Source organism: Enterobacter cloacae complex sp. IR5402, from assembly GCF_049238125.1.
GTDB lineage: Bacteria > Pseudomonadota > Gammaproteobacteria > Enterobacterales > Enterobacteriaceae > Enterobacter > Enterobacter hormaechei_C.
In genome coordinates, this window is sequence record NZ_JBMKHO010000012.1 from 34393 (window position 1) to 61091 (window position 26699).

Consider the following 26699-nt stretch of genomic DNA (forward strand, 5'->3'; position numbering starts at 1 on the left):
TAACGTGGACGAACTGAGTAAATCCCTGTGTAGCAGCAACTACGCAAAAGATAACGGCGTTCTGCTTTACAACAATGACGTCTATATCCGTGAGGACACCCCGGCGTTAGCACTGCTGGAGGTGCGCCGGGTGCTTGGACGCGCGTTCGTCCCGATCACCCTGGCGCCGGAAGCGTTTGATGAGATGCTGGCCAAAATCTGGCAGCAGAGCAGCGGCGTGTCGCAGCAGCTGGTGGACGACATGGACGCGGATATCGATCTGATGGCGTTAACCGAGGAGATCCCGGATAACGAAGATCTGCTCGATAACGACGAAAACTCGCCGGTGATCCGCCTGATCAACGCCATTCTCGGCGAGGCGGTGAAGGACGGCGCGTCGGATATTCATATCGAAACCTTCGAGCGCACCCTGAGCATTCGCTTTCGCGTTGACGGCGTGCTGCGCCCGGTGCTGCAACCGGCGCGTAAGCTCGCCCCGCTGCTGGTATCGCGAATCAAGGTGATGTCGAAACTCGACATCGCCGAGAAACGTCTCCCCCAGGATGGCCGTATCTCCCTGCGCATCGGTCGCAAGGCGATCGACGTGCGTGTGTCGACCATTCCGTCCCAGTACGGCGAGCGCGTGGTGATGCGTCTGCTCGATAAAAGCAATCTCAAGCCCGACATCAACAAGCTGGGGCTGATTGATGAAGAACTGGAGAAGCTGAAAGGGCTGATCGAACGCCCGCACGGGATCATCCTCGTTACCGGCCCGACGGGTTCCGGTAAAAGCACCACGCTGTACGCCATTCTTTCAGCGCTGAACGGCCACGAACGCAACATTCTGACCGTGGAAGATCCGATTGAGTACGAGCTGGAAGGGGTGGGGCAGACGCAGGTTAACCCGCGCGTGGACATGACCTTTGCCCGCGGGCTGCGCGCCATTCTGCGTCAGGACCCGGACGTGGTAATGATCGGGGAAATTCGTGACGGTGAGACCGCCCAGATTGCGGTGCAGGCGTCGCTGACCGGTCACCTGGTGATGTCGACGCTGCACACCAACAGTGCCGCAGGGGCGATAACCCGTCTGCGGGATATGGGGCTGGAGTCCTTCTTAATCGGTTCATCGTTGCTCGGTGTCATTGCCCAGCGTCTGGTGCGTCGGCTGTGTACGCACTGCCGGACCACCAGTCCGCTGGACGCCAATGAAAAAGCGCTGTTCAGCTTTATGGACGCGCCGCCAGAAGCGATTTACCGCGCGGTGGGGTGCGAACACTGCCGTCAGAGCGGCTATCAGGGCCGCGCCGGTATTCATGAATTTCTGGTGGTGGACAGCGCCATGCGCCGCGCCATCCATGAAGATAAGGACGAAATGTCCCTCGAAACGCAGCTCTTTAAGCAGGCCTACAGCCTGCGTGAAAACGGGCTGCTGAAGGTGATCGGCGGCGTGACGTCTCTGGAAGAGGTCATGCGCGTCACCGCCGAGCGTGGGGGGGATGCATAATGGCTTTCTACGCCTGGACAGCGACGGATGCCGCGGGGAAAACCCAGCGCGGGACGTTACAGGCCGAGGGGCAGAAGCAGGTTCGCCAGTGGCTTCGCGAGCAAAAACTGATGCCCGTCAGCATTACCGAAACCCGCGAAACGGCGGCTGGCGGGAAAGCGAAAACCGGGGTGAAGCTCTCCACTCCGGTGCTGTCGATGTTTACCCGTCAGCTTTCGACGCTGGTCAACGCCGCGCTGCCGCTGGAGAGCGCGCTGAAGGCGATCTCGAAGCAGACGGAAGACAAAAAGCTGGCGGCGATGGTGGTGGAGATCCGCGAGAAGGTGGTGGAAGGCCACACCCTGTTCGATGCCTTCAGCCAGTTCCCGCGCACCTTCGACAAGCTTTACTGCACGCTGGTGATGGCCGGGGAGAAAACCGGTCACCTGGGCGACGTGCTGGAGAAGCTGGCGGAGTACAACGAGCAGCGCCAGAAGATGAAAAGTAAGCTGACGCAGGCGATGGTCTACCCGATAACCCTCACCGTGGTCGCCATCGCGGTCATCAGCATCCTGCTGGTGGCGGTTGTGCCGCAGGTGATCGAGCAGTTCACTCACATGAAGCAGCAGCTGCCGATCACCACCCGGACGCTGATTGCGGTAAGTGATTTCCTGCAAGCCTGGGGCATTTATATTGTGGGCATTCTGGGGGGCGGCTTTATCGGCTTCAAAACCTGGCTGAGGAATGCCAAAAACCGTTTTCGCTGGCACAGCTGGCTGGTGAACGGCTCGCCGATTAAAAAGCTGGTCTGCGCCATCAACAGCGCCCGCTATATCCGTACCCTGAGTATTCTGCAGGCCAGTAGCGTGCCGCTGCTGGAGGGGATGTATATCGCGATGGACGGTATCGAAAACCGCTATGCCCGGCAGGTGCTGGAGCAGGCCGCCGACACCGTGCGCCAGGGGGCGTCGCTGTATGCGGCGCTGGAACAGGCGAAATTATTCCCGCCCACTATGCTGTATATGATTGCCTCCGGTGAAGAGAGCGGGGAATTAGGTAATTTAATGGATCGCGCGGCGGAAAATCAGGAATCGGCCTTACAACATCGAATTACATTAACGCTGTCGGTCTTTGAACCGGCGCTGGTGGTATCCATGGCGACGATTGTTTTATTCATCGTGCTTTCAATATTACAACCGCTTCTGCAACTTAATAATATGGTAGGTTAAATCATGGCTTTAAAACGTAAAAACCTGGCTCGCCAGGCGGGCTTCACATTGCTCGAATTAATGGTGGTCATTGTTATTCTCGGCGTACTGGCGAGTATGGTAGTGCCAAATTTAATGGGCAATAAGGAAAAAGCCGATACGCAAAAAGCAACCAGCGATATTGTCGCGCTCGAAGGCTCGCTGGATATGTACAAGCTGGATAACCACCGCTACCCGACCACAGAGCAGGGTTTGCAGGCGCTGGTGACCAAACCTGAAATCGCGCCAATCCCGAACGGCTACCGCACGGACGGCTATATCCGTCGCCTGCCGCAGGACCCCTGGGGCAATGATTATCTGCTGGTGAGCCCGGGTGAACACGGCGCGGTGGACGTCTTCTCAGCCGGTCCCGACGGCGAAGCCAATACCGCCGATGACATTACCAACTGGTCTCTGGATAAGAAAGAGAAATAATGAAAAATCAACGCGGCTTTACGTTGCTGGAAATTATTCTGGCGCTGGTGATATTTGCCAGTTGCGCCATGATGGTGGTGTCCACCATTCCTTCGCGCAGCGGCGCGGATATATTTGGCCAGCAATTAAAAGCGCTTGTTGATTATGGTTCAGACCGTGCGGTGATGGACGGAAATATTGTCGGGATGGTGATCGCCACCGATAAATATCAGCTGGTGACGATCGCCGATGAAAATGGCGAGCGTCACTGGGTGCCATTATCTGCCGGACGCATTTCCACCAAAGGTGATTTTCCGGAAGAGATGCATGTGTCGCTCTCGCCGCAGCGCCTGGCCGCGACGGTGACGTCCGAGCCGCAGGTAATCTTTTTACCGGACGGTGAAATCAGCCGCTTTACGCTGACGCTGCAAAGTTATGACAAACAGCACCATTTCCGCGTGGTGTCGCAAGGTGCGGCGCCGGTATCGGTAGAAAACGATGGCTAACGGCAACAAAAAGCAAAAGGGGATGACGCTGCTGGAGGTGATGGTCGCTCTGGTGATTTTCTCCACCGCCGCGCTGGCGCTGATGAACTCGGTCTCCCTGAACGTGCGTTTTACCCATGGCCTGGCCGATACCTTGCAGGCCAGTTGGGTGGCGGAAAATCAGCTGGCGGAAGCACAGCTCACGAAAACCGACTTCCCGGATGCTGAACAGCAGGGGACGGAAATCATGGGCGGGCGCAGCTGGAACTGGCGTAAGCAGCGGGTGAAAACGGCCGACAACGTCTGGGCGAATACAATACGCGTGTATGCGGAAGGCGATGAGAGCCAGCCGGTTATTTCCCTGCATATCATTCCGCCGGGAGAGAGCAAGTGAAGAAAACGCGACGCCAGCGCGGATTTACCCTGCTGGAGATCATGATTGCGCTGACTATCTTCGCGGTGATCAGCACCCTGGCCTGGCAAATTCTGGACGGCGCGATGCGTACCAGTTCGGCGACGGATGCCAGCGCCGCAAAGCTCAACCAGCTTCAGCGCGCCTGGAGTCTGATGGAGCGTGATTTTTTCCAGCTTCAGGCGCGCGCCCCGCGTAATGAGCCGGAGCTGTTTCGTCAGGCGGGCGATGCCCTTGAACTGACCACCCTGAATGGCGTGAGCGGAACGGTCCAACTGGAGCGCGTGCGCTGGCGGCTGGAAGAGGGGCGTTTGTATCGCGACGTCTGGCCGGTCATTGACGGCCCGGCGGACGTTAAGCCTGACGAAGTGCCGATTGTCAGCGGCGTTAAATCATTGCAGTGGCGGTTTTATCGTCAGGGCTGGCTGAAAAGCTGGAGCGACGCCGCCCATCTGCCGGACGGCGTGGAGGTTACGTTGACGATGGAAAACGGGGATACCTGGCGCTGGGTGTTTACCACGCCGGGTGATATGCCGGAGGTGGCCGCTGCCGCGGCGCCAGAGAAAGCCGCCGACGCGCCTGGGACGCCCCCGGATGCAGCCCCTGCGCCTGCGCCTTCGCCGGAGACCAGACCATGAAGCGGATCCGTCAACAACAGGGCGTCGCCCTGCTGGTGGTGCTGATTTTGCTGGTGATGATGTCGGCGCTGGCCGCCAAAATCAGCCAGCAGTTCTGCCGTAATTTGCAGAAAACGCATTATCAGGTAAGCCAGCAGCAGCTGCGCTGGGCGATGCAGGCCCAGGAAAAAGTGGTGAAGGACCGGTTACAGACCGACGCCAGCGGCGAGAGCAAGCCGCTGGCGCTGGACGGCGACTGGCATCAGCCGCTGGAGACGCAGGGTGAAGATTACACGGTCGTGAGCCAGGTGGAAGATGCGCAGGACTGCTTTAACGTCAATAACCTGTTGACCGCCGACATCGCACCCCAGGGGCAAAGCGCTCCCGCGGTGGCGGAAACACCGCGTAAAGCGCGGATTGTAGAACAACTTCTGACGGAAAGTGGGCTCAGTCCGGGCACGGCGGAGGCGGTCTATTTCCAGCTGGTGGATTATCTCGATGGTGACAGCACCACGGCGAAGGAGGGGGCCGAAAGCGATGCGTGGGCTGGCGTCGTGCCCGCGCGGCAACCGGCAAATCAGATGATGCGCAGCATCGCGGAAATCAAACTGCTGCCGGCGTTCCCTGTTACGGCATATCCAAAGGTGAGCAAGCTGTTATGCGCGCTGCCGGACGCCGCCAGCAAGGTGGACGTGAACACCCTGCAACCGGAACAGGCCGCCGTGCTGGCGGCCATGTTCCCGGGAAAACTCACGCGGGATGACGCCGTTCGCCTGCTGGATTCGCGTCCGGAATCGGGCTGGGAAAATATGGAAGCGTTCAGCAAAGCGCTGGAGCAGGCCTTCCCGCAGTTAAAAGACGATCTCCCGCAGGTGGTGGATCAATTTTCTATAAACAGCCGGTACTTCCGCGTGAATTACACCGGCAATACCGATGAATTAACGCTTCGCGTGGTCAGCCAGCTTCAGGTGAATAACGAAGCCGGTGAGAGCGTGACGTGGCAGCGTCGTTACCGAATGATTGAATAAGAAAAGTAGAACGTTATGAAACAGGTACTTTTTGTTCGTCCCGACAGCCGCGAGGGCGGGAAAATAATGTGGTGTGAGTCCGGCAGCGAGCGCGTCGAGGTGGTCGACAGCCTGGAGATGCTGTCCGAACACCCCCTGGCTACGCGCGTTTGTCTCCTGTTACCCGCCAGCGACATGATTTTCCGCCATTTTAGGCTACCGAAAAAGGTGGCTTCTCAGGGAATGGCCTTCTCGTGGATGGCAGAAGAGACGCTGATTGGCGACGTGGACAACCTCCACTGGACGGTACTCCACAAAAAAGGCGCCGACGTCGACGCCGTGGCCATTGACGCCGACCGCCTGCGCGCAACATTAACCCGCTGCCAGGAGGCCGGATTAAACGTGATTCAGGCCCTGCCTGATGCCTGGCTCCTGCCCGTGACGGCAGGGGGCAGCACACTGGTCGCGCAGGATGATGGCTACTGGCTGCGTTTATCGCCCCATGTGGCGGGTGAAATGGAGGCAACCCTGCTGCCGCTGTTAATGCAGAAAGCCGGGGTCGGGGAAGTGTGGTGTTACGGCGATGCGCCTGCGAAGGTGCACATTGACGTGCAGCATGCCTGGCAGCATCCGCTGGCGCTGATCCAGCCGCAGTGGCAAACCTGTCGCGTTAACCTGCTTCACGGTGAATTCAGCCTTAAGGCCGGTCATGGGCGGGCAGCGAAAAGGATGAAAGCCGCGATGGTGGCGGCGGGCGTGCTGTCTGTTGGTCTGCTGCTGGGGCCACGCATTGCGATGGCCTGGATGCTGGTGCAGCAGGAAAATCGGGTGCAGCAGGAGATCGTCCAGGTTTATCAGCACCATTTCCCCAGCATGCGCCAGCAGACCAATATCAAATATCACTTTGGCCAAAGCCTGAAAAAACAGAGCAAGGGGTTCTTTCTTCAGCTTGAGGAGCTGGAGAAAGCCCGGCAGTCAGTCCCTGCGATGGAGATCGATCTGCTGGAATACGATGCGCAGCAAAACACCCTGACGCTGAGCGTCAGCGCGCAAAACCAGCCCGCGTTGCAGGCGTTTGTTAACCAGACCAGTGAGAATTTTGATTTTACCTTACAGCCTGTTTCAACAACCGAACCGTATACCGCCATGATCGCAGGGAAACATAAATGAAAGAGCGAATCGCACAGCTGAAAGCGCGCTATCAGAATTACAGCGCCCGGGAAAAAATCATTTTAAAAATATGTGCCGTTGCCATTGTGGGGGCAGCGGTGTATTACACAGGAGTGATCCCCTTGGATAATATGATTAAAAATAGTAAATCGACACTTAAAAGACAAAAAGAGACGCTTAACTGGATGCGCAGTGAAATTGATAAAAATCATCTTCAGATCCAGTTAGTCAAAACGGATAATCCGCGTACGGTGGTCGAGAATAGCGCCCATGAAATTAACCTTTCGCTGACGGATGTGCGCCAGGAGGGGCAAACTTTATCGTTCGTGGTGAATCGGGTTAATGTGTATGAATTAAAAAGCTGGCTGCGTGAAATTAATCAGACCACCGGTGTGAGATTGCAAAAAATAAACCTCACGCCGGTTGACCACCTCAGCGATGTGAAAGCGCAGGTGCAACTCACCTGGGCAAAAAACGCATGAATACCTTCGCGCTGATGCGGGATGCCTTTCCGGTAGGGTTCCCGATAATGAGTGCGATCCTGGGCGGCATTGTGGGCAGTTTTCTTGGCGTTGTCGCCGAACGCGTACCGGGGATGGTGATGGATGAGGAGGGGAGCGGTAATCTGCTCATTCCGGCCTCGCACTGTCCGGTGTGCCAGCATGCGCTCGCCGCGTGGGAAAACATCCCGCTGCTCAGCTGGCTTTTATTACGGGGGCGCTGCCACCAGTGCGGCAGCGCGATCCCGCTGCGACTCTTTCTGGTCGAACTGATCTCCGCCTTGTTTTTTGGCATCACGGCCTGGTGCATGCCGGACGTTCAGGCACTGTTCTCTTTGTGGTTACTGGCGGCTTTTTTACTGCCGCTGGCCATGATCGACTGGCAGCACCAGTTGCTTCCGGACTGCCTGACCCAGCCGCTGCTGTGGGCAGGTCTCTTGCTTCATGTGTTTGACCACACGTTGCCGCTACGCGATGCGCTGTTCGGCGCGGTGGCGGGCTATCTGTCGCTCTGGCTGCTCTACTGGGCTTTTCGTCTGATCACGGGACGAGAAGGTCTGGGTTACGGGGATTTTAAGCTACTGGCGGCGCTGGGCGCCTGGTGCGGCTGGCAGGCGTTGCCCTCTATTGAACTGGCGGCAGCGTTAAGCGGTGTTGTCGGTTATTTCGCCGTAAATAATTTAAATAAAAATAACCTCACTATTTCTTTTGGTCCTTATCTCGCCTTTGCTGGAATAGGGGTTTTTATTAGTCAGCAAATTGCTTTCACATTTTAAATATACAGGTCAAGATTTTTTATAAATCTTTTTGATGGAGGAAGGAAAGGACGATCCTTTACGCTCAGTGTATCGTAAGAGATATAAGCTACACGGGATTTGGCTTGTATCTTTTAATGGAGGAATACAACGCAGCAACAATTTTTTGTTCACGGCACTCACGTTGGTTAAATACGCATTACGCGAAACGCATCCATGATCTCACGGAAGACATGGGTTACTACGTTATAAATAAATTTATCAGGAAATAAAAATGAAATTTATGAAGCCAAAATATCTGGCGCTCTTTATTGCGGCGGCAACCAGCTCCGCATTTGCAGCAGCGCCAGGTGCACCGACGATCGGCTATGGCAATGACAAATTTGCCCTGGTGGAAGTGGATCAGGCTGCACAGGATTATAACAATCTTGTCAAAGTGCATAACGATGGCGTGGATGTAAAAGTTGAGTGGAACGTCTGGAGTGGTGATGCGCCAACTTCTGCGAAATTTCTGCTGGACGGACAGACCGTATGGGCCGGCGCAGCCGGTGCGACGGGCTCTGCAACGTTTAAAGTGAAAAAAGGCGGGCGTTATCAGGAACAGGTTGAAGTCTGTAATGCCAGCGGCTGTGCGAAAAGCGCCAGTAAGCTGATTATTGTGGCTGACACCGACGGTAGCCACCTGCTGCCGCTGAATACGTCTCTCCAGGAGAACAACAAAGCGTTCGCGAAGCATACCGATAAAGTGGTTGCGGCCTACTTCCCGGAATGGGGCGTTTACGACCGTAACTTCCCGGTTGATAAGATCCCTGCGGCAAACCTCAACCACATTCTGTACGGCTTCATTCCAATCTGTGGCGGTGACGGCATCAACGACGGCCTGAAAACCATTGAAGGTGGTAACAGCTTCCGCGTGCTTCAGAACGACTGTAAGGGCCGTCCTGACTTTACCGTGGCGATCCACGACCCATGGGCTGCGCTGCAAAAACCACAGGCTGGCGTCTCCAACTGGGATGATCCGTACAAAGGTAACTTTGGCCAGCTGATGGCGCTGAAAAAAGCGCATCCAGGCCTGAAAGTGCTGCCATCTATCGGCGGCTGGACGCTTTCCGATCCGTTCTTCCACATGGGCGACCCGGCTATCCGAGCACGCTTTGTCTCTTCTGTGAAAGATTTCCTCCAGACGTGGAAATTCTTTGACGGCGTGGATATCGACTGGGAATTCCCGGGCGGTGGCGGTGTAACCGAAAACCTGGGTAACCCGCAGCAGGATAAAGCGACCTATACCGCACTGATGCACGACCTGCGCACCATGCTGAACGAGCTGTCTGCACAGACGGGCCGTACCTATGAACTGACCAGCGCCATCGGTGCAGGCCGCGATAAGATCGAAGACGTGGATTACACCACGGCTCAGCAGTATCTCGACCACATCTTCCTGATGAGCTACGACTTCTACGGCGGCTGGAGCAACACCGTTCTCGGCCACCAGGCTGCGCTGCGTGCGCCAGCATGGCGTCCGGACACTGATTACACCACTGAAAATGGCGTTAACGCGCTGCTTGCGCAGGGTGTACAGCCAGGCAAGATCGTGGTGGGTGCGGGCATGTATGGCCGCGGCTGGACCGGCGTGCATGGCTACACCGGTGACAATCCATTCACCGGTACGGCAACCGGCATGGTGAAAGGCACCTGGGAACCGGGCGTGGTTGACTATCGTCAGATCGTGAACGAATACAAAGGCAAACCGGGCTGGGAATACGGCTACGACACGACCGCTGAAGCCCCTTACGTCTTCAACAAATCCACCGGCGACCTGATCTCGTATGAAGATGCGCGTTCAACCACGGCGAAAGGCAAGTATGTTCTGGCCAATAAACTGGGCGGTCTGTTCGCGTGGTCTATCGACTCTGATACCGGCGACATTCTGAATGCGATGAACGAAAGCCTGCTGGGCGGCGACTCGACTCCGGTTGATCCGGTGGTCACCAACCACGCGCCAATCGCGTCCTCTGCCGATCAGAACGTGTCTGGCCCGGCAACCGTCACGCTCGATGGCTCTGCTTCCAGCGATCCTGATGGCGATGCGATTACCTACAAATGGACTCAGGTCTCTGGTCCGTCTGTCACCATCAACAACAGCACCAAAGCGAAAGCGACCTTCAATGTTGCGGCAGCGACCACCGACCAGACCATGACGTTCCGCCTGACGGTGACCGATGCAAAAGGCCTGAGCAACGCGATTGATGTCCAGGTGGTGAACAAGGCGCCGAAAGCTAACCAGGCACCGGTTTTAAACCCAATGGAAGCGATCACGCTTGAATCTGGTGAAACCTATGCGCTGCATGCCCAGGCTGCGGACCCAGACGGTGATGCGCTGACCTACGCCTGGAGCGTACCAGCAGATATGCACGCCACCGGAACTGACTCCGCGAACGTGAATATCACGGCGCCGGAAGTGAGCTCGACGTCTACCTACACCCTGAGCGTGGTAGTGAGCGACGGTAAGACCAGCGTGCAGTCTAACGTCCAGGTTACCGTGAATCCGAAAGCGGCGCCTGCACCGGTACCTGCTGACGAAGACACTAACCCGGCGGATGACGTTACCCCTCCGGCTGATGATGTGACTCCTCCGTCTGACAAAGGAAGCTGCGATGCACCTGTGGATGCTAACGCCAGCAAATACGCGGCGTGGGAATCCAGCAAAATCTACAACGGTGGCGATACCGTAAGCTTCGACCATCTGGTGTGGAAAGCGAAGTACTGGACTCAGGGCAATCAGCCTGGCTTCGGTGTGGATGCATGGGAGCTGGTGAGCAACGTGAAGATGAACTGGCGTTCTGACCTGGTCTACAACGGCGGCGACACTACCACCTATGAAGGTAACGTTTACCGTGCGAAATGGTGGACCCGTGGTGATAACCCAGCCAACAGCGACGTATGGGTAAAAGAAGGCGCATCAACAGATTGCAAATAATCTAACCCATTAATCACTCCCCCTTTAGAGGGGGAGTGATTCAAAATTCATTTTACAGGATGTTGGTAAGGAGAAATAACCGAAACTGTCAGCAGGTAAAAATGAAAAAGTTAATTTTGTTGTTATTGATAATAAGCCAAAGCGCACTGGCAAATTGTTGGGATAAAGCGGCGCATTATTATCATGTCGATCCTTATTTACTGTACGCGATAGCGAATGTGGAATCCGGAATGAATCCGTATGCGGTTGGGCAAAACCGCGATGGCACGCGGGATGTCGGGCTGATGCAAATCAACAGTTCGCATTTTACCGCGCTGGAAAGCAGAGGCATCGACGAATATCGATTAATCACGGAGCCGTGTACTTCGATCATGGTCGGGGCTTCTATCCTTTCCGGGATGATCAGGGTGTATGGCTACAACTGGGAAGCCGTTGGCGCGTATAACGCCGGACTGAAAAAAGAAAATTATCCGCAGAGGATGAAATATGCCCATAAGGTCTGGGCCAAATATCAGCAACTGAAATTAGCAGCACGTTATTAACGTTTTTTATTTTTGAAGAATTCCTGAAGGTGTTCTTCGAAAAGTGAAAACAGCTGAATGTGGTTTATGTATTAACGGAGTAATACCTAAGCCGGGATATTAACATTTAATTTGAAACGAACAGGAAAACTGAAATGAACAAAAGGACGTTACTGAGTGTACTCATTGCGGGAGCCTGCGTGGCGCCATTCATGGCCCAGGCTGCGAATCTGAAGGAGACCAGCAGTGAGCCGTACACCATCAAAGCCAGCGATCTGGCGAAGAAAGAGAAGGAACTGACGGACTTCCCGCTGATGGCTTCGGTTAAAGAGACCATCCAGACGCTGGATAACGCGCAGGTCGAACTGATTGAGCCAGGCCGGGCGGCGAACCCGGACAACGTTAAACGCGTTGAAGGGATTGTGAAAGCCAGCGACTGGGAATATCTCTTCCCGCTGCGCGCCCAGGCCTATACCTACAGCAACTTCCTGAAAGCCGTGGGTAAATTCCCGGCGCTGTGTAAAACCTATAATGACGGTCGTGACAGCGACGCCATCTGTCGCAAAGAGCTGGCCACCATGTTTGCCCACTTTGCCCAGGAAACTGGCGGCCACGAAAGCTGGCGTCCGGAAGCCGAATGGCGTCAGGCGCTGGTCCACGTACGTGAAATGGGCTGGAGCGAAGGGCAGAAGGGCGGTTATAACGGCGAATGTAACCCGGACGTCTGGCAAGGACAGACCTGGCCTTGCGGTAAAGATAAAGACGGCGATTTCCTGAGCTATTTCGGACGCGGTGCGAAACAGTTGTCTTATAACTACAACTACGGTCCATTCTCTGAAGCGATGTACGGCGACGTGCGTACGCTGCTCGACAAACCTGAGCTGGTGGCGGACACCTGGCTGAACCTGGCGAGTGCGATCTTCTTCTTCGCCTATCCGCAGCCGCCAAAACCAAGCATGTTGCAGGTGATCGACGGTACATGGCAGCCGAACGACCACGATAAAGCCAACGGTCTGGTTCCGGGCTTTGGTGTGACCACCCAGATCATCAACGGCGGCGTTGAGTGCGGCGGCCCGACTGAAATTGCGCAGTCTCAGAACCGTATCAAATACTACAAAGAGTTTGCAAACTACCTGAAAGTGCCTGTTCCGGCGAACGAAGTGTTGGGTTGCGCCAACATGAAGCAGTTCGACGAAGGTGGCGCAGGCGCCCTGAAGATTTACTGGGAACAGGACTGGGGATGGAGCGCGGATACCCCGGACGGCAAGACCTACTCTTGCCAGCTGGTGGGCTACCAGACTCCGTTCAGCGCCTTTAAAGAAGGTGACTACAGCAAGTGCGTGCAGAAGTTCTTTAACGTGAAAATCGTTAACGATGATGGTTCTTCCGTTACCCCGGACGAAACCCCGGTCACGCCAACACCGACGCCATCTGGCGATGAAACGCCAGCGCCAACACCAACGCCGGATGAAACCCCGGTCGAACCTGTTGTGGTGAACCACGCGCCGGTTGCGCAGATTGCCGGTCCGATCGGTGCAGTGGAAGCAGGTGCGCAGGTTTCTCTGAGTGCGGAAGGCTCCACCGATCCTGATGGCAACAAACTGACGTATACCTGGCGTTCCCAGGATGGTCAGACTGTTACCGGTCAGGACAAAGCGGTTGTGACCTTCACAGCGCCAGAGTCTGCGACGGCGCAGCAGTATGAAGTGAGCCTGACCGTCAGCGATGGCGAGCTGAGCAGCACCACGTCTTACCTGCTGAACGTGAAAGCGAAAGCGGCAACGCCATCCGGAGAAGATACGTCTTACCCGGCATGGAGCGCGAACAGCAAGTACAACGCCGGTGATATCGTGAACAACCACGGTAAACTGTTCCAGTGCAAACCGTTCCCGTACAGCGGCTGGTGTAACAACTCTCCAACGTACTATGAACCAGGCGCAGGTCTGGCATGGGCTGAAGCCTGGACGGCTCTGTAAAAGCAAACGGCAACCCCCAGGGTTGCCGTTTTAGTGTCTGCACCCTCTCCCTGTGGGAGAGGGCCGGGGTGAGGGCATCAGTCCGCACTCTCTGTTTTTTGCCGGGTGGCGCTGCGCTTACCCGGCCTACATGAGGCAGGAACGCTTACCGGTGCAACTTCCCGTGATCCCGTAACCACGCCGCCGTACGCACTATCCCTTCATCCAGCGAGACAATCGGTTTATATCCCAGCTCGTTCTCCGCCCGAGAAATATCCAGCGTAAAATCAAAGTTGAGCTTCGACACACCGTAATGCGTCAGCGCAGGCTCTTTCGCCGATTTGCTGCCAAAACGCTCCATGCTGCGGGCAATCATGTCCAGCATTGGGTAGGGAACGGAACGGATCCGGCAGTCGATTTTTAATTCGTCAATTAGCCTTTGCACAATGCTGCGCAGGGTACAGGGTTCGCCGTTGGTGATGTTATACGCGCGCCCCGACACCAGCTTATCGCATTCCGGCTGGCTCGCCAGCCACATGGCGTGAACGGCATTTTCGTAATAGGTCATGTCCACCAGCGCATCGCCGCCGCGCGGTAACAGCACGCTGCCGTAGTGATGCATCATCTGGGCCAGTCGCGGGATGAAGACTTTGTCGTGCGGCCCAAACAGGCTCTGCGGACGCAGCACGGTAAAGCGGGTGTGCGGGTTTGACTGGGCCAGCAGGTCGATCACCTCTTCGCCCGCCGCTTTACTGCGGGCAAACTCACAGGCAAAGCGCGCCGGGCGGAAATCTTCCTGAATATCACGATGGTGGTGATAGTCGAAATAGAGCGACGGAGAGGAAATATGAATAAAGTTACGCACGCCCCAGGCGACGGCCCATTCACCCAGACGGCGCGTGGCGCGCACGTTGGCGAGATCAAAGGCTTCCTGGGTACCCCACGGGGAGGTAAAACTGGAGCAGTGCCACAGCGTATCGATACCGGCGAGCATCACCTTGGCCTGAGAGGAGACCAGCTCCGTCAGATCGGCATGGACAAATTCAGCGCCCATTTTTTGCAGGAGCTTACCCATCGCCTCATTGCGACCGGTGGCCCTCACGCTGATGCCTTTGTTGCGCAGAAACTCGACCGCATTTCGGCCTAAGCCGCTGGTCGCCCCGGTAACCAGTACCTTCATAACAATCCACTGTGTTGAAAAGAATTTCGTGCGCATTCTTTCGTGAATTACGATGTGTTGCAATGGGAAAGGTGAAAGATTAAGAGTTTTATTTAGTTATTTTCCCGCTTTTCTTCTGCCAGTAGCGCAATCCGTTTCGCCATTCCGCGGAAGATAAACAGGTGTGCCGGGATCATCAGCAACCAGTAAAACAGACCCGGCATTCCGTGCGGATGCCACCATGCCCGAACGTCCAGTTCACGATGGTCGCCCTTGTCCTTCAGGGTGAAGCAGAGCCGCCCCAGCCCTGGCGCCTTCATGCCAAACAGCAGCGCCAGCTGTTTTTCCGGCTCAACGATAATCACCTTCCAGCTGTCGACGGTATCGCCCACCTTCAGCCAGGGATGGGCAGGGCGGCCTTTTGCCAGCCGGTGACCGACCAGCAGATCCAGCGCGCCGCGCGTTTGCCACAGAATATTGCCGAAGAAATAGCGCTCTTTGCCGCCAATCTGGTTCACAACTTCCCACAGCGCTGCAAGGCTGGCCGTGGTTTTGACCGTACAGCCCGCCTGTTTCGGATAATAGCCGTACTCGGGCCGCCAGCGGGCAAACGCCTGCGCGTCGTAGCCCCAGTCGCTGGAGTTCACCAGCTTCTCTTCTTCTTTCAGCGTATTACGTACCGCGTCGTCAAAGCGGATCAATTCCTGAGGGATTAAGGCGCGCAGCGCGCGATCGTCCGCCAGCAGATCGTGCTTCAGCCCCTGGATCAGCGCTTTGGCGGTCGTCGGCGGCACGGAGGTGATCACATTCAAAAACCACACTGATATCCAGCGGGTCGGGAAGGGGATGGGGATCAGCCAGCGGCGGCGGCCGCTCACCCGCATAAAATGTTCGAACTGCGCCTGATAGCTCAGCACTTCCGGGCCTGCCGCCTCCAGCACGCGATGCTGCTCCGCCGGGTGATCCAGCAATGCCACCAGATAGTGGAGTAAATTCTCCAGCGCAATGGGCGTGGTGCGCGAGCGTACCCAGCGCGGCGGCGTCAGCACAGGCAGGTTGTAGACCATATCGCGCATCACTTCGAACGCGGCGGAACCCGCGCCGACGATGATCCCTGCCCGGAGTTCGGTGACGGGGATACGGGCGCTTCGCAGCGTTTCTGCCGTCAGCTGTCGGGCGCGCAGATGATCTGACTGCTCGTTCTCAGGCGCCTGGAGTGAGCTTAAAAAAATCACCTGCTTCACCGGCGTTTGCCGCAGCGCATCACGAACGTTCATCGCCACCTGACGCTCGTGGGCGATAAAATCGCCGCCTTCGCCCATGCTGTGGACAAGGTAGTAAAGCGTATCGACCCCTTCCAGCAGCGCAGGAAGCGCTTTCGGCCAGTTAAGGTCAACGTTGTGACACGTCACGCCAGGCAAATGTAGCTTTTGCAGGCGTTCCGTGTTGCGTGCCGCTGCCAGCACCTGGTGCCCCTGCTGGCTTAACGCAGTGGTCAGATGCTGACCGATATACCCGCTGGCGCCGAGCACCAGAATACGTTGCGGCACGGTATGCTCCTTAACGCTGTAAAAACGCCTGCCAGTGTTTCACCACCTCGGTCAACTGCTCGCGGTTAACGTCAAGATGCATCACCAGTCGCACGACCGGGGAGGCGTTGATCAGCACGCCTCGGGCTTTCATAAAGTCGCCCAGCGCGGCAGCATGCTCATCGCCGACGCGGACAAACAGCATGTTGGTGTCGTGTCGCATGACATCAGCGCCGATTTCACGCAGCTGCGCTGCCATCCACGCCGCATTATCGTGATCGTCTTTCAGGCGTGACACGTTATTTTTCAGGGCGTACAGTCCGGCAGCCGCCAGAATACCCGCCTGACGCATCCCGCCGCCGGTCATTTTGCGCCACCGGTTGGCGCGTCTGATGTAGTCTGCGCTGCCAACCAGCAGGGAACCTACCGGCGTGCCCAGCCCTTTAGAGAGGCAAATGGTGAACGAGTCGCAATATTGGGTGATCTCTTTCAGCTCGCAGCCGTACTCCACCACGGCGTTGAAGATACGTGCGCCGTCAACGTGGAGGCCGAGCTTGCGCTCGCGGGTAAAATCCCATGCCGCTTTCAGGTATTCGCGCGGCAGGACTTTACCGTTATGGGTGTTTTCGAGGCTCAGCAGTTTAGTGCGGGCGAAGTGAATATCGTCGGCTTTGATTTTCGCCGCGACTTTGTCCAGCGGCAGCGTACCGTCCGGCGCAGCATCGATCGGCTGCGGCTGGATGCTGCCGAGCACCGCCGCGCCGCCGGCTTCGTACAGGTAGTTATGCGCCCCCTGGCCGACGATATACTCCTCGCCGCGCTCGCAGTGGCTGAGCAGCGCCACCAGGTTAGCCTGTGTGCCGGTGGGCAGGAACAGAGCAGCCTCTTTACCGCTCAGCTCGGCCGCATAGCGCTGGAGTTCGTTGACCGTCGGGTCATCGCCGTAGACGTCGTCCCCGACCGGGGCGGCCATCATCTCTTCGAGCATGGCGCGGCCCGGACGGGTAACGGTATCACTACGTAAATCAATCATGGCATGTCCTTATATTTAAAAAGGCGATGCCAGATGTTTTACCTGAGCCAGTTGGTTTTTGCCAGTTCGATCACCTCGTCACCGCGCCCGCTGATGATGGCGCGCAGCATGTAGAGGCTAAATCCTTTGGCCTGTTCCAGCTTGATTTGAGGCGGGATCGCCAGCTCTTCTTTGGCGACCACCACATCCACCAGCACCGGGCCGTCGATGGCGAAGGCGCGTTGCAGGGCGTCGTCCACCTCTGAGGCTTTCTCCACCCGAATACCGGTGATACCGCAGGCTTCGGCGATGCGGGCGAAGTTGGTGTCGTGCAGCTCGGTGCCGTCCGTGAGGTAGCCTCCGGCCTTCATCTCCATCGCCACGAAGCCCAGCACGCTGTTGTTAAAGACCACGATTTTCAGCGGAAGCTTCATCTGCGCCACCGACAGGAAATCCCCCATCAGCATACTGAACCCGCCGTCGCCACACATCGCCACCACCTGACGTTCCGGTGCCGTCACTTTTGCGCCCAGCGCCTGCGGCATGGCGTTGGCCATTGAGCCATGGTTGAACGACCCAAGCAGGCGTCGTTTGCCGTTCATTTTCAGGTAGCGTGCTGCCCAGACGGTGGGCGTACCCACGTCGCAGGTGAAGATGGCATCGTCGTCGGCGAAGTGGCTGATCTGCTGCGCCAGATACTGCGGGTGGATCGCTTTTTCGCTCGGTTTGGCGAGATCGTCCAGCCCCTTACGCGCATCGCGATAGTCGCTCAGGGCTTTATCGAGGAATTTGCGGTCCGTTTTTTCTTCCAGTAGCGGCAGCAGGGCGGCGAGGGTGGATTTGATATCGCCGATAAGCGCCATATCCACCTTGCTGTGCGCGCCGATGCTGCCGGGATTAATGTCGATCTGGATAATTTTGGCATCCGTCGGGTAGAACGCGCGGTACGGGAACTGAGTGCCGAGCAGGATCAGCGTGTCGGCGTTCATCATGGTGTGGAAGCCGCTGGAAAAACCGATCAGCCCGGTCATGCCGACATCGTACGGATTATCGTATTCAACGTGCTCTTTCCCGCGCAGGGCATGCACCACTGGCGCCTTGAGCTTGCCGGCAAATTCCACCAGCGCTTTATGCGCACCGGCGCAGCCGCTGCCGCACATCAGGGCGATATTGCTGGAGTATCGCAGCAGTTGCGCCAGCTTTTTCAGCTCTTCTTCGGCAGGGGTAATGGTTGGCTGTGGCGCAGAGTACCAGTGGGTGGTTGCGGTTTCAGGTGCGGCCTTCAGCGCCACGTCCCCCGGCAGCACAACCACCGAAACCCCGCGATTCAGGATCGCCTTACGCATGGCTATTGCCAGCACCTGTGGGATCTGCTCCGGTGATGAGACCAGCTCGCAATAGTGGCTGCATTCACGGAACAGCTCCTGCGGATGCGTCTCCTGAAAATAGCCGCTACCGATTTCAGATGACGGAATGTGAGCCGCAATCGCCAGCACCGGAACATGGTTGCGGTGACAGTCGAACAGACCGTTGATGAGGTGCAGGTTTCCTGGTCCGCAGGAACCTGCACAGACGGCGAGTTCACCCGTAAGCTGCGCTTCGGCACCGGCGGCAAAGGCGGCGACCTCTTCATGGCGGGTGGGCATCCACTCAATGGTCTTCATCTTGTTAAGGCTATCGCTGAGTCCGTTCAGAGAGTCGCCGGTGACGCCCCAGATACGCTCTACGCCAGCCTGCTCAAGGGTTTTTGCTATGTATGCAGCCACGGTTTGTTTCATGGTGGTCCTTCTCCTTTATGTGATATCGCTTACAAGCTTAGAAGAAAGTCACTGTATTGCCTGCTCAGTCCTCTTTAAGTACAGGTGGTTTTTCTGCGCGACGCGCCTGGCAAAGTCAAACAAATAACGGGCTGCCGTACAGGCAGTAGGCACAAAATAGGCCGGGTAAACGTAGTGCCACCCGGCAAAAAGCCCGGTGGCGCTGACGCTTACCGGGCCTACAGGTGAACCACGACAGATTATGCGAGCACAAGATCGCCCTGCGGATGGCACGAACATGCCAGCACATAGCCCTCGGCAATTTCCGCGTCGGTCAGCGTCATGGTGCTGGTGACCGTGTACTCACCGGAAACCACTTTGGTCTTGCAGCAACCGCACACCCCGGCGCGACAGGCCGCCACTACCGGCACGTTGTTGCTTTCCAGCGCTTCAAGCAGCGTGGTGCCCACGCGGCCAAAGAAAGTCTGCGCCGGTTGCAGCTTCGTGAACTTCATCCCGCTGGTCGCCGCTGCCGCTACAGGCGTGAAGAACTGCTCTTTGAAGAAGCGGGTCACGCCGAGCGCTTTCACTTCTTTCTCCACGATCTCCATATAAGGCGCCGGGCCGCAGGTCATCACGATGCGGTTCGCAATATCCGGCACGCTTTGCAGCAGCTCGCGGCTCAGGCGCCCCGCGACAAAACCGTGCGTCGCGTTGTGCTCAGCCACCAGCGTCACCGGATAGTTGCGCCATTCTTCGGCAAAAATCACATCTTCCGGGGAACGCACGCTGAAAATCACCTGCACGTCGGCCTGAGGACGGTATTTCGCCAGCCAGCGACGCATCGACATAATCGGCGTCACGCCACAGCCTGCCGCCAGCAGCAGGAATTTATCTTCCGTCTTGTCGTCACAGGTAAACTCGCCCTGCGCGTCAGACAGCCAGATGTAATCCCCGCGCTTCACGTCCCGGGTCAGCCACTCGGATCCTGCGCCGTCATCAATACGACGGACGGTGAGCGTAATGTATTCGCTCACGCCCGGCGTGGAGGAGAGGGTGTAGGCGCGCAGGGTATCCGCCGAATTACGCACGCTAACCAGCGCATACTGACCTGGGCGGTACGGGTAGTAGTCATGGCACAGCAGCGACAGCGTCCACACATCCGGCGTCTCCTGATGGATGTGATGAACCTGCATCCGCCACGGACATTGTGAGGTTGGCATGGTCATGAGTTACTCCTTACGCGCTCAGCAGTTGCTTCATATCATCTTCAACGTTGGTCACGGAACGCAGACCAAATTTCTCGTTCAGGATGGCCAGCAGGTCCGGCGTCAGGAAGCCTGGCGCAGTCGGCCCGGTGACGATGTTGGTCACGCCGAGAGAGAGCAGGGTCAACAGAATAACGATCGCTTTCTGCTCGAACCAGGAGAGCACCAGCGACAGCGGCAGGTCGTTCACGCCGCAGCCCAGTTTCTCTGCCAGCGTGACCGCCAGAATGATGGCTGAATACGCATCGTTACACTGACCCGCATCCACCAGGCGCGGCAGACCTTCGATGTTGCCGAAGTCCAGCTTGTTGAAACGGTACTTACCGCAGGCCAGGGTCAGGATCAGGCAGTCTTCCGGTACGCGGGTGGCGAAATCGGTGAAGTAGTTACGTTCCCCGCGCGCGCCGTCACAGCCGCCGATAAGGAAGATGTGACGCAGTTTTTCACGGCTGACGAGGTCAATCAGGGAATCCGCCGCACCCAGCAGGGTTTCACGGCCAAAACCGACGGTGATGAGGTGCGGGATTTCGCTGTACGGGAAGCCTGCCATCTGCTGCGCCTGAGCGATAACCGGACCGAAATCGTCGCCTTCAAGGTGGCTCACGCCCGGCCAGCCGACGATGCTGCGGGTCCAGATACGGTCGTCATACGCGCCGACGGTCGGGTCGATGATGCAGTTAGAGGTCATAACAATTGGGCCAGGGAAGCGGGCGAACTCCACCTGCTGGTTCTGCCAGCCGCTGCCGTAGTTACCGATCAGATGCTTAAATTTACGCAGCTCCGGGTAGCCGTGCGCGGGCAGCATTTCGCCGTGGGTATAGACGTTAACGCCAGTGCCTTCGGTCTGCTTCAGCAGGTTGTAGAGATCTTTCAGGTCATGACCGGAGATCAGGATGCATTTGCCTTTGGTCGCTTTGACGTTGACCTGCGTTGGCGTTGGGTGGCCGTAGGTGCTGGTTTCACCGGCATCCAGAATACTCATCACTTTGAAGTTCATCTGGCCGATTTCCATCGAGCATTCCAGCAGGGCGTTCATGTCGGAAGGCCAGGTGCCCAGCCATGCCATGATTTTGTGGTACTGGGCGTAAATAGCGTTATCGTACTGGCCGAGTACGTGCGCGTGCTCCATATAGGCCGCAGCACCTTTCAGACCGTACAGGCACAGCAGGCGCAGGCCGAGGATGTTCTCGCCAATTGCCGCTTTGTCCTTATTTGGGGTGAATTCTGCGGCCTGACGCTGTAGCTCGCCCAGGTCGTCGCTCACCAGCTGTAGCTCCGCCATCGGGTTGTCCACGCGGGCGCTGGCGTCGGCATTCAGGCACTGCGCTTTCAGGGCTTCACGCAGGGCAATCGCTTCGCGGGCATAGCCCACAATGCGTGGAGAATCGAAGTTAACGTTGGTCAGCGTGGAGAAAAATGCGCGCGGCGCAAAGCTGTCGACATAGTGATCGACAATGCCATATTCACGGGCTTTGAAGGCCCAGGCGGACAAGCCTTGCAGCGCCGCAATCAGCAGATCCTGGAGATCGGACGTTTCTGCGGTTTTGCCGCACATACCCTGCGCGTAAGAGCAGCCGTTGCCTGCTGGGGTACGGATGGTTTGTTCACATTGCACACAAAACATAATCACACCTGTTAAAGTTATATTTGAGATACATGTTTAAGGTTATGCCTGTGCTACAGCAGAGAAAAGTGCTTTCTTATACTAAGTGGAGGGTTATTGATTTAGCGCAATTTTGGCGGCAGGTTCACTACCGCCAAAGCAGTATCAGGCTGAGAAGAACGCCATCAGAATGGGTACCAGCAGGCTCAGAATAAAGCCGTGTACAATGGCGGCAGGAACCATCTCCAGCCCTCCCGAGCGCTGTAACACCGGCAGGGTAAAGTCCATTGAGGTGGCCCCGCACAGGCCCAGCGCAGTAGAGCGGCTGCGGCGTACCAGGCCGGGGATCAGCATGATGGCTATCAGCTCGCGCGCCAGATCGTTAAAGAAGGCGGCGCTGCCGATCACCGGACCAAACGATTCGGTCAGCAGAATACCTGAGAGCGAATACCAGCCGAAACCGGACGCCATCGCCAGGCTGGTTTTCAGCGGCAGATCGAGAATAAAGGCGTTAATCACTCCCCCCGCCAGTGAGCTGGCCACAACGATAACGGCAACCATCATGCCCCGGCGGTTAAGGACAATCTGTTTCAGCGTCATGCCATTATTTCGCAGCTGAATACCAATCAGGAAGAGCAGGAAAATAAGCGTATATTCGCTGGCTTCCGTTGCGTGCTGTAAAAATGCCCAGCCGGTCAGACCCAGTAAAAAACCGAGTACCACCACGCCGCACAGCTTTAATGATTCCAGCGCCATCGCAATACGGGAGGGAAGCTTTTCCTGATGATGGTGATTTTTCCAGGGAATAGTGCGTTCCAGCCAGAACAGCGCGGCAATATTGCACAGCAGAATAACCACTACCGTAACCGCAGAATAATGCAGGATGGAAAGCAAGTTCGTCGCCAGATTATCCAGGAAGGCCAGGCTGATCCCCATAAAGAACAGAATGACGTAAACAATCCAGCTGAGAAAACGATTAATAAGCTTTAAGGCCGATTCATGACGCAGCGGAATAAGGTAGCCCGCAATCAGGGGCAGAAGAATGATGAGGAGTCCTGAGAACATGAACAGCCGGTCCTTTTGAGTATCAGTTAAGCGCCAGAGACACTACCCAATAAAGGCTGTGAGGTAAAGCTACAAAAAAAGCCGGGTGGCGGCTACGCCTTACCCGGCTTGTCTATTTGGGGTGGTGCGGCCTGATGCCCTCACCCCGGCCCTCTCCCACAGGGAGAGGGGGGAAAACCATTAATCGCGTTTTTCCAGCAGGGTGCGATACAGCACGCCGCCCAGAATACCGCCGATAATTGGCATCACCCAGAATAGCCACAGCTGTTCAAGCGCCCAGCCGCCCTGGAAAATAGCCACCGCGGTGCTGCGCGCCGGGTTAACGGAGGTGTTGGTCACCGGGATGGAGATGAGGTGGATCAGCGTCAGCGCCAGACCAATAGCGATGGGGGCAAAGCCCGCAGGCGCGTATTTGTCCGTTGCGCCGTGGATCACCAACAGGAAACCTGCGGTGAGCACAATTTCAATCACGATAGCAGACAGCATTGAGTAGCCGCCTGGCGAGTGTTCGCCGAAGCCGTTCGACGCAAATCCGCTGGCCGCGGCGTCAAACCCGGCTTTTCCGCTGGCAATTACGTACAGCACCGCCGCGGCAATAATACCGCCAATAACCTGGGCAATAATATAGCCAATAATATCTTTCGCCGGGAAACGTCCGCCCGCCCATAAACCTAATGTGACGGCCGGGTTGAAATGACCGCCGGAAATATGCCCCACGGCGAATGCCATGGTTAATACGGTTAAACCGAATGCCAGCGCGACGCCGACAAATCCAATACCTAATTCCGGAAATGCGGCTGCCAGTACTGCGCTACCGCAGCCACCAAACACCAGCCAGAATGTGCCAAAGCATTCTGCCGCTAATTTTCTGAACATAACCACCTCAATAATAAACGTCCGCGCCCATTCCTGCGCGCGGGTTATATCGCCATAAAGGGATGACGACTCAAAGAGCCAGTATTTTGAAACCATCAACATCCCTTCGCCACTCAAATAAATTCACTAAATTTGATTTAAGGCAATGTGATGTTAATCCTTGTTCAGAACGGAGGTAATTAGAGCATAGCCCAATAATTAAGGGGGCGTATATTCTGCTGTCGTGACCCACAGCCTGCCGCTATACTGCTGATAACTTGAAGGAAAAAGTGGCCGAATTGCGGGGGATGTATGCTACTCGAACGTGTGGAGATTGTCGGGTTTCGCGGGATTAACCGCCTGTCGCTGCAACTGGAACAGAACAACGTCCTGATAGGCGAAAACGCCTGGGGTAAATCCAGCCTGCTGGATGCCCTGACGCTGCTGCTTTCGCCCGAAGAGAACTTGTACCACTTCGTTCATGATGACTTCTGGTTTCCGCCGGGGGATGTCAACGGGCGCGAGAAACACCTGCATATCATTCTGACCTTCCGCGAATCCGAGCCCGGCCGCCATCGCGTGCGTCGTTTTCGCCCTATGTCGGCCTGCTGGGTTCCCTGTGAAGATGGGTTCCAGCGTATTTTCTATCGCCTTGAGGGCGAAATGGCGCAAAACGACGGGGTATTAACCCTGCGTGAATTTCTTGATGAGAAGGGGAATCCGATCCCGCTCGATAATATTGACGAGCTTGCCCGACATCTTATCCGCCTCTCCCCCGTATTGCGCTTACGCGACGCGCGTTTTATGCGGCGGATCCGTAACGGCACCGTGCCGAATATGCCCGAGGTGGAAGTAACCGCCCGCGAACTGGATTTCCTCGCCCGTGAACTGGTCTCACGGCCGCAGAACCTCACCGACGGCCAGATCCGTCAGGGACTGTCTGCCATGGTACAACTGCTGGAGCACTACTTCTCCGAGCAGGGAACGGGGCAGGCGCGCCACCGTCTGATGCGTCGCCGCTCGCACGATGAACAACGAAGCTGGCGCTATCTCGATATTATCAACCGCATGATCGACCGCCCCGGCGGGCGTACGCATCGGGTGATCCTGCTGGGTTTATTCTCCACGCTTTTACAGGCGAAAGGGACGGTGCGCCTGGATCGGGACGCGCGCCCGCTGCTGCTGGTGGAAGATCCGGAAACGCGGCTCCACCCGATTATGCTTTCCGTGGCGTGGCATCTTCTTAATCTGCTGCCGTTGCAGCGAGTCACCACCACGAATTCCGGAGAGCTGCTCTCTCTGACGCCGGTAGAGTATGTCTGCCGCCTGGTGCGTGAATCGTCGCGGGTCACCGCCTACCGGCTCGGGCCCGGCGGGTTAAATGCCGAAGATGGCCGACGGATTGCGTTTCATATCCGTTTTAACCGTGCCTCTTCCCTGTTTGCCCGCTGCTGGTTGCTGGTGGAAGGGGAAACGGAAACCTGGGTGATAAACGAGCTGGCTCGCCAGTGCGGGCACCACTTTGATGCCGAAGGGATCAAAGTGATCGAATTTGCTCAGTCTGGCTTAAAACCGCTGATCAAATTTGCGCGCCGGATGGGGATAGAGTGGCACGTGCTGGTGGATGGCGATGAGGCGGGTAAAAAATATGCGGCGACCGTGCGCAGCCTGCTCAATAACGATCGTGAAGAGGAGCGGGAACATCTGACCGCGCTGCCTGCGATGGACATGGAGCACTTTATGTACCGTCAGGGATTTGACGACGTCTTTCACCGCGTGGCGATGATCCCGGTGGATGTACCCATGAACATGCGTCGGGTGATTGCCAAAGCTATCCATCGGTCGTCAAAACCGGATTTGGCCATTGAAGTCGCGACGGAAGCCGGCAGGCGAGGCGTGGAGTCGGTGCCCACGCTGCTGCGTAAAATGTTCTCCCGCGTCCTCTGGCTGGCTCGCGGGAGGGCCGATTAGCGGTCAGTCGCCTGCGAAACCTGTTGGATCAGGCTATCAAGCAGGGTATAGCGGCGGCGGTATTCGGACCGTTTTTTACTCGCAATCTCTTCCATCGGTTTGCGTGGCATGGTCAGTGGCAGGGCAAAGTTGCCGTTATCCTGCTGCTGTCCGCCAAGGGAGCGCCAGAAGCTGTCATAGTCAGCCAGCAATTTTCCCTCTTTTTTCTTGCGATAGCGCCAGCTGCGGTAGATGTGGGTGGCGTTACTCACCGCGAGGATCTGCTCGACCGGGAAGGCGCCTGCCAGCGTCATGACCGCTTCAACCAGCAGACGTTTTGGGAACAGTCCGTGACAGGCTTTGGTCGCCAGCTGAATGTGCTCGTGCGGGACATGCGCTTTCGCCCCCTGCATTCCGCCGATGAAGAGCGTTGTCTTGCCCTGGTATTTGCACAGCGTAAAGGTCAGCTCGGCCAGCACCGTGTTCTGGTGGTCGCAAAAAGTGAGGGTCGCTTCCCCTTCTTTGTCCAGAAACGCATCCGCGCTCAGGCGAACGCTAAACTGCTGTTCCTCTTTACCCGTTAACGTCACCAGCGTGATGCCCTGGCTGGAGAGGTAGCCGTTCAGCAGCGACGCCGGAAGATGGCGGCTCATCATCTGATAGTGATCGTTCAATGCGTCCAGCGTATTCTGACGACCCATATTTACGGTCAGCCACGGCCGGTGCAGGCGGCACGGCAGGCCGGGCTGCACGCGCAGGATCTGCATCAGACGGGGCTGTTTTGCAAGGTTTCCGAGCAGGCGCGCAGTGGTGAACGGCGTTGCCAGCGAGCGCAACATAAACTTACGTCGATATGCCGGATTTTGCCACGCCAGCCCCGGCGTGAGGGAACCCGATGTCAGGCTTTTAAACAGTTGCCAGCCCGATTTAGGCTGGGGCAGCGTTGAATAAGGTGTATCGACGATGGAAGACATGTTAG

23 protein-coding genes are annotated in these 26699 nt (G+C 56.8%); 14 read left to right on the forward strand and 9 right to left on the reverse strand.

Annotated elements, in window-relative coordinates:
- The first annotated feature begins 4 nt into the window (after positions 1-4).
- The 13 genes from gspE to ACOTXL_RS18080 all read left to right on the forward strand — a co-directional run bounded on the left by gspE (position 5) and on the right by ACOTXL_RS18080 (position 13543).
- Positions 5-1483: a type II secretion system ATPase GspE gene (gspE, locus tag ACOTXL_RS18020; RefSeq protein WP_022650700.1), complete on the forward strand. Its 1479-nt coding sequence runs from the start codon at positions 5-7 to the stop codon at positions 1481-1483.
- Positions 1483-2691 carry a type II secretion system inner membrane protein GspF gene (gspF, locus tag ACOTXL_RS18025; protein ID WP_017384864.1) on the forward strand — a complete coding sequence of 403 codons (1209 nt, stop codon included), beginning with the start codon at positions 1483-1485 and terminating at the stop codon, positions 2689-2691. Before gspE ends, gspF begins: the two co-directional genes overlap by 1 nt.
- Before the next feature lie 3 nt (positions 2692-2694).
- Positions 2695-3144, forward strand: a complete 450-nt coding sequence (gspG, locus tag ACOTXL_RS18030) for a type II secretion system major pseudopilin GspG (protein ID WP_003858352.1) — start codon at positions 2695-2697, stop codon at positions 3142-3144.
- The gene (gene gspH / locus ACOTXL_RS18035; protein WP_045350864.1) at positions 3144-3629 is read left to right on the forward strand and encodes a type II secretion system minor pseudopilin GspH; all 486 of its coding nucleotides are present in this window, start codon (positions 3144-3146) and stop codon (positions 3627-3629) included. Before gspG ends, gspH begins: the two co-directional genes overlap by 1 nt.
- Positions 3622-4002, forward strand: a complete 381-nt coding sequence (gene gspI / locus ACOTXL_RS18040) for a type II secretion system minor pseudopilin GspI (protein WP_003858348.1) — start codon at positions 3622-3624, stop codon at positions 4000-4002. The genes gspH and gspI overlap by 8 nt, the downstream gene beginning before the upstream one ends.
- Complete coding sequence (gspJ, locus tag ACOTXL_RS18045; protein WP_045350865.1) at positions 3999-4658, forward strand: type II secretion system minor pseudopilin GspJ; 660 nt, start codon at positions 3999-4001, stop codon at positions 4656-4658. The genes gspI and gspJ overlap by 4 nt, the downstream gene beginning before the upstream one ends.
- A complete protein-coding gene (gene gspK, locus ACOTXL_RS18050) occupies positions 4655-5665 on the forward strand; it encodes a type II secretion system minor pseudopilin GspK (RefSeq protein WP_045350866.1) in 1011 nt (336 codons plus the stop codon). The genes gspJ and gspK overlap by 4 nt, the downstream gene beginning before the upstream one ends.
- A 15-nt stretch (positions 5666-5680) precedes the next feature.
- Complete coding sequence (gene gspL / locus ACOTXL_RS18055; RefSeq protein ID WP_023324388.1) at positions 5681-6814, forward strand: type II secretion system protein GspL; 1134 nt, start codon at positions 5681-5683, stop codon at positions 6812-6814.
- Positions 6811-7296: a type II secretion system protein GspM gene (gspM, locus tag ACOTXL_RS18060; protein ID WP_022650705.1), complete on the forward strand. Its 486-nt coding sequence runs from the start codon at positions 6811-6813 to the stop codon at positions 7294-7296. The genes gspL and gspM overlap by 4 nt, the downstream gene beginning before the upstream one ends.
- Positions 7293-8090 (forward strand): prepilin peptidase, encoded by a 798-nt coding sequence (locus ACOTXL_RS18065; protein ID WP_045350867.1) that lies wholly within the window; start codon positions 7293-7295, stop codon positions 8088-8090. The genes gspM and ACOTXL_RS18065 overlap by 4 nt, the downstream gene beginning before the upstream one ends.
- 253 nt (positions 8091-8343) lie before the next feature.
- Positions 8344-11046 (forward strand): glycosyl hydrolase family 18 protein, encoded by a 2703-nt coding sequence (locus ACOTXL_RS18070; RefSeq protein ID WP_045350868.1) that lies wholly within the window; start codon positions 8344-8346, stop codon positions 11044-11046.
- A 101-nt stretch (positions 11047-11147) separates the two neighbouring features.
- Positions 11148-11588 (forward strand): type III secretion system invasion protein IagB, encoded by a 441-nt coding sequence (gene iagB, locus ACOTXL_RS18075; protein ID WP_022650708.1) that lies wholly within the window; start codon positions 11148-11150, stop codon positions 11586-11588.
- A gap of 134 nt (positions 11589-11722) precedes the next feature.
- Complete coding sequence (locus tag ACOTXL_RS18080; protein ID WP_022650709.1) at positions 11723-13543, forward strand: chitinase; 1821 nt, start codon at positions 11723-11725, stop codon at positions 13541-13543.
- Positions 13544-13688: 145 nt separating this feature from the next.
- Here ACOTXL_RS18080 and ACOTXL_RS18085 read toward each other — a convergent pair whose 3' ends face one another.
- From ACOTXL_RS18085 to aqpZ, 8 genes are all read right to left on the reverse strand, one after another.
- Positions 13689-14702, reverse strand: coding sequence for an NAD-dependent epimerase/dehydratase family protein (locus ACOTXL_RS18085; RefSeq protein WP_017384852.1), 1014 nt, complete (start codon positions 14700-14702; stop codon positions 13689-13691).
- A 92-nt stretch (positions 14703-14794) separates the two neighbouring features.
- Positions 14795-16231, reverse strand: coding sequence for an SDR family oxidoreductase (locus ACOTXL_RS18090; RefSeq protein WP_045332338.1), 1437 nt, complete (start codon positions 16229-16231; stop codon positions 14795-14797).
- 10 nt (positions 16232-16241) lie between these two features.
- Positions 16242-17243, reverse strand: a complete 1002-nt coding sequence (gene ltaE / locus ACOTXL_RS18095) for a low-specificity L-threonine aldolase (protein WP_022650711.1) — start codon at positions 17241-17243, stop codon at positions 16242-16244.
- A 38-nt stretch (positions 17244-17281) separates the two neighbouring features.
- On the reverse strand, positions 17282-19000 hold the full coding sequence (gene poxB / locus ACOTXL_RS18100) for a ubiquinone-dependent pyruvate dehydrogenase (RefSeq protein ID WP_045350870.1): 1719 nt from the start codon (positions 18998-19000) through the stop codon (positions 17282-17284).
- Between the two features lie 239 nt (positions 19001-19239).
- The gene (gene hcr / locus ACOTXL_RS18105) at positions 19240-20208 is read right to left on the reverse strand and encodes an NADH oxidoreductase (RefSeq protein WP_045350871.1); all 969 of its coding nucleotides are present in this window, start codon (positions 20206-20208) and stop codon (positions 19240-19242) included.
- 10 nt (positions 20209-20218) lie between these two features.
- On the reverse strand, positions 20219-21871 hold the full coding sequence (hcp, locus tag ACOTXL_RS18110) for a hydroxylamine reductase (protein WP_032657911.1): 1653 nt from the start codon (positions 21869-21871) through the stop codon (positions 20219-20221).
- A 144-nt stretch (positions 21872-22015) separates the two neighbouring features.
- The gene (locus tag ACOTXL_RS18115; protein ID WP_022650712.1) at positions 22016-22915 is read right to left on the reverse strand and encodes a lysine exporter LysO family protein; all 900 of its coding nucleotides are present in this window, start codon (positions 22913-22915) and stop codon (positions 22016-22018) included.
- Between the two features lie 180 nt (positions 22916-23095).
- Positions 23096-23791: an aquaporin Z gene (gene aqpZ, locus ACOTXL_RS18120; RefSeq protein ID WP_026080729.1), complete on the reverse strand. Its 696-nt coding sequence runs from the start codon at positions 23789-23791 to the stop codon at positions 23096-23098.
- Positions 23792-24082: 291 nt separating this feature from the next.
- Here aqpZ and ACOTXL_RS18125 point away from each other — a divergent pair, with 291 nt between their 5' ends.
- The gene (locus ACOTXL_RS18125; RefSeq protein WP_023324396.1) at positions 24083-25741 is read left to right on the forward strand and encodes an ATP-dependent endonuclease; all 1659 of its coding nucleotides are present in this window, start codon (positions 24083-24085) and stop codon (positions 25739-25741) included.
- On the opposite strand, the gene ACOTXL_RS18130 is transcribed toward ACOTXL_RS18125, so the two are convergent.
- The gene (locus ACOTXL_RS18130) at positions 25738-26694 is read right to left on the reverse strand and encodes a VirK/YbjX family protein (protein ID WP_022650714.1); all 957 of its coding nucleotides are present in this window, start codon (positions 26692-26694) and stop codon (positions 25738-25740) included. The genes ACOTXL_RS18125 and ACOTXL_RS18130 overlap by 4 nt on opposite strands.
- Positions 26695-26699 lie beyond the last annotated feature (5 nt).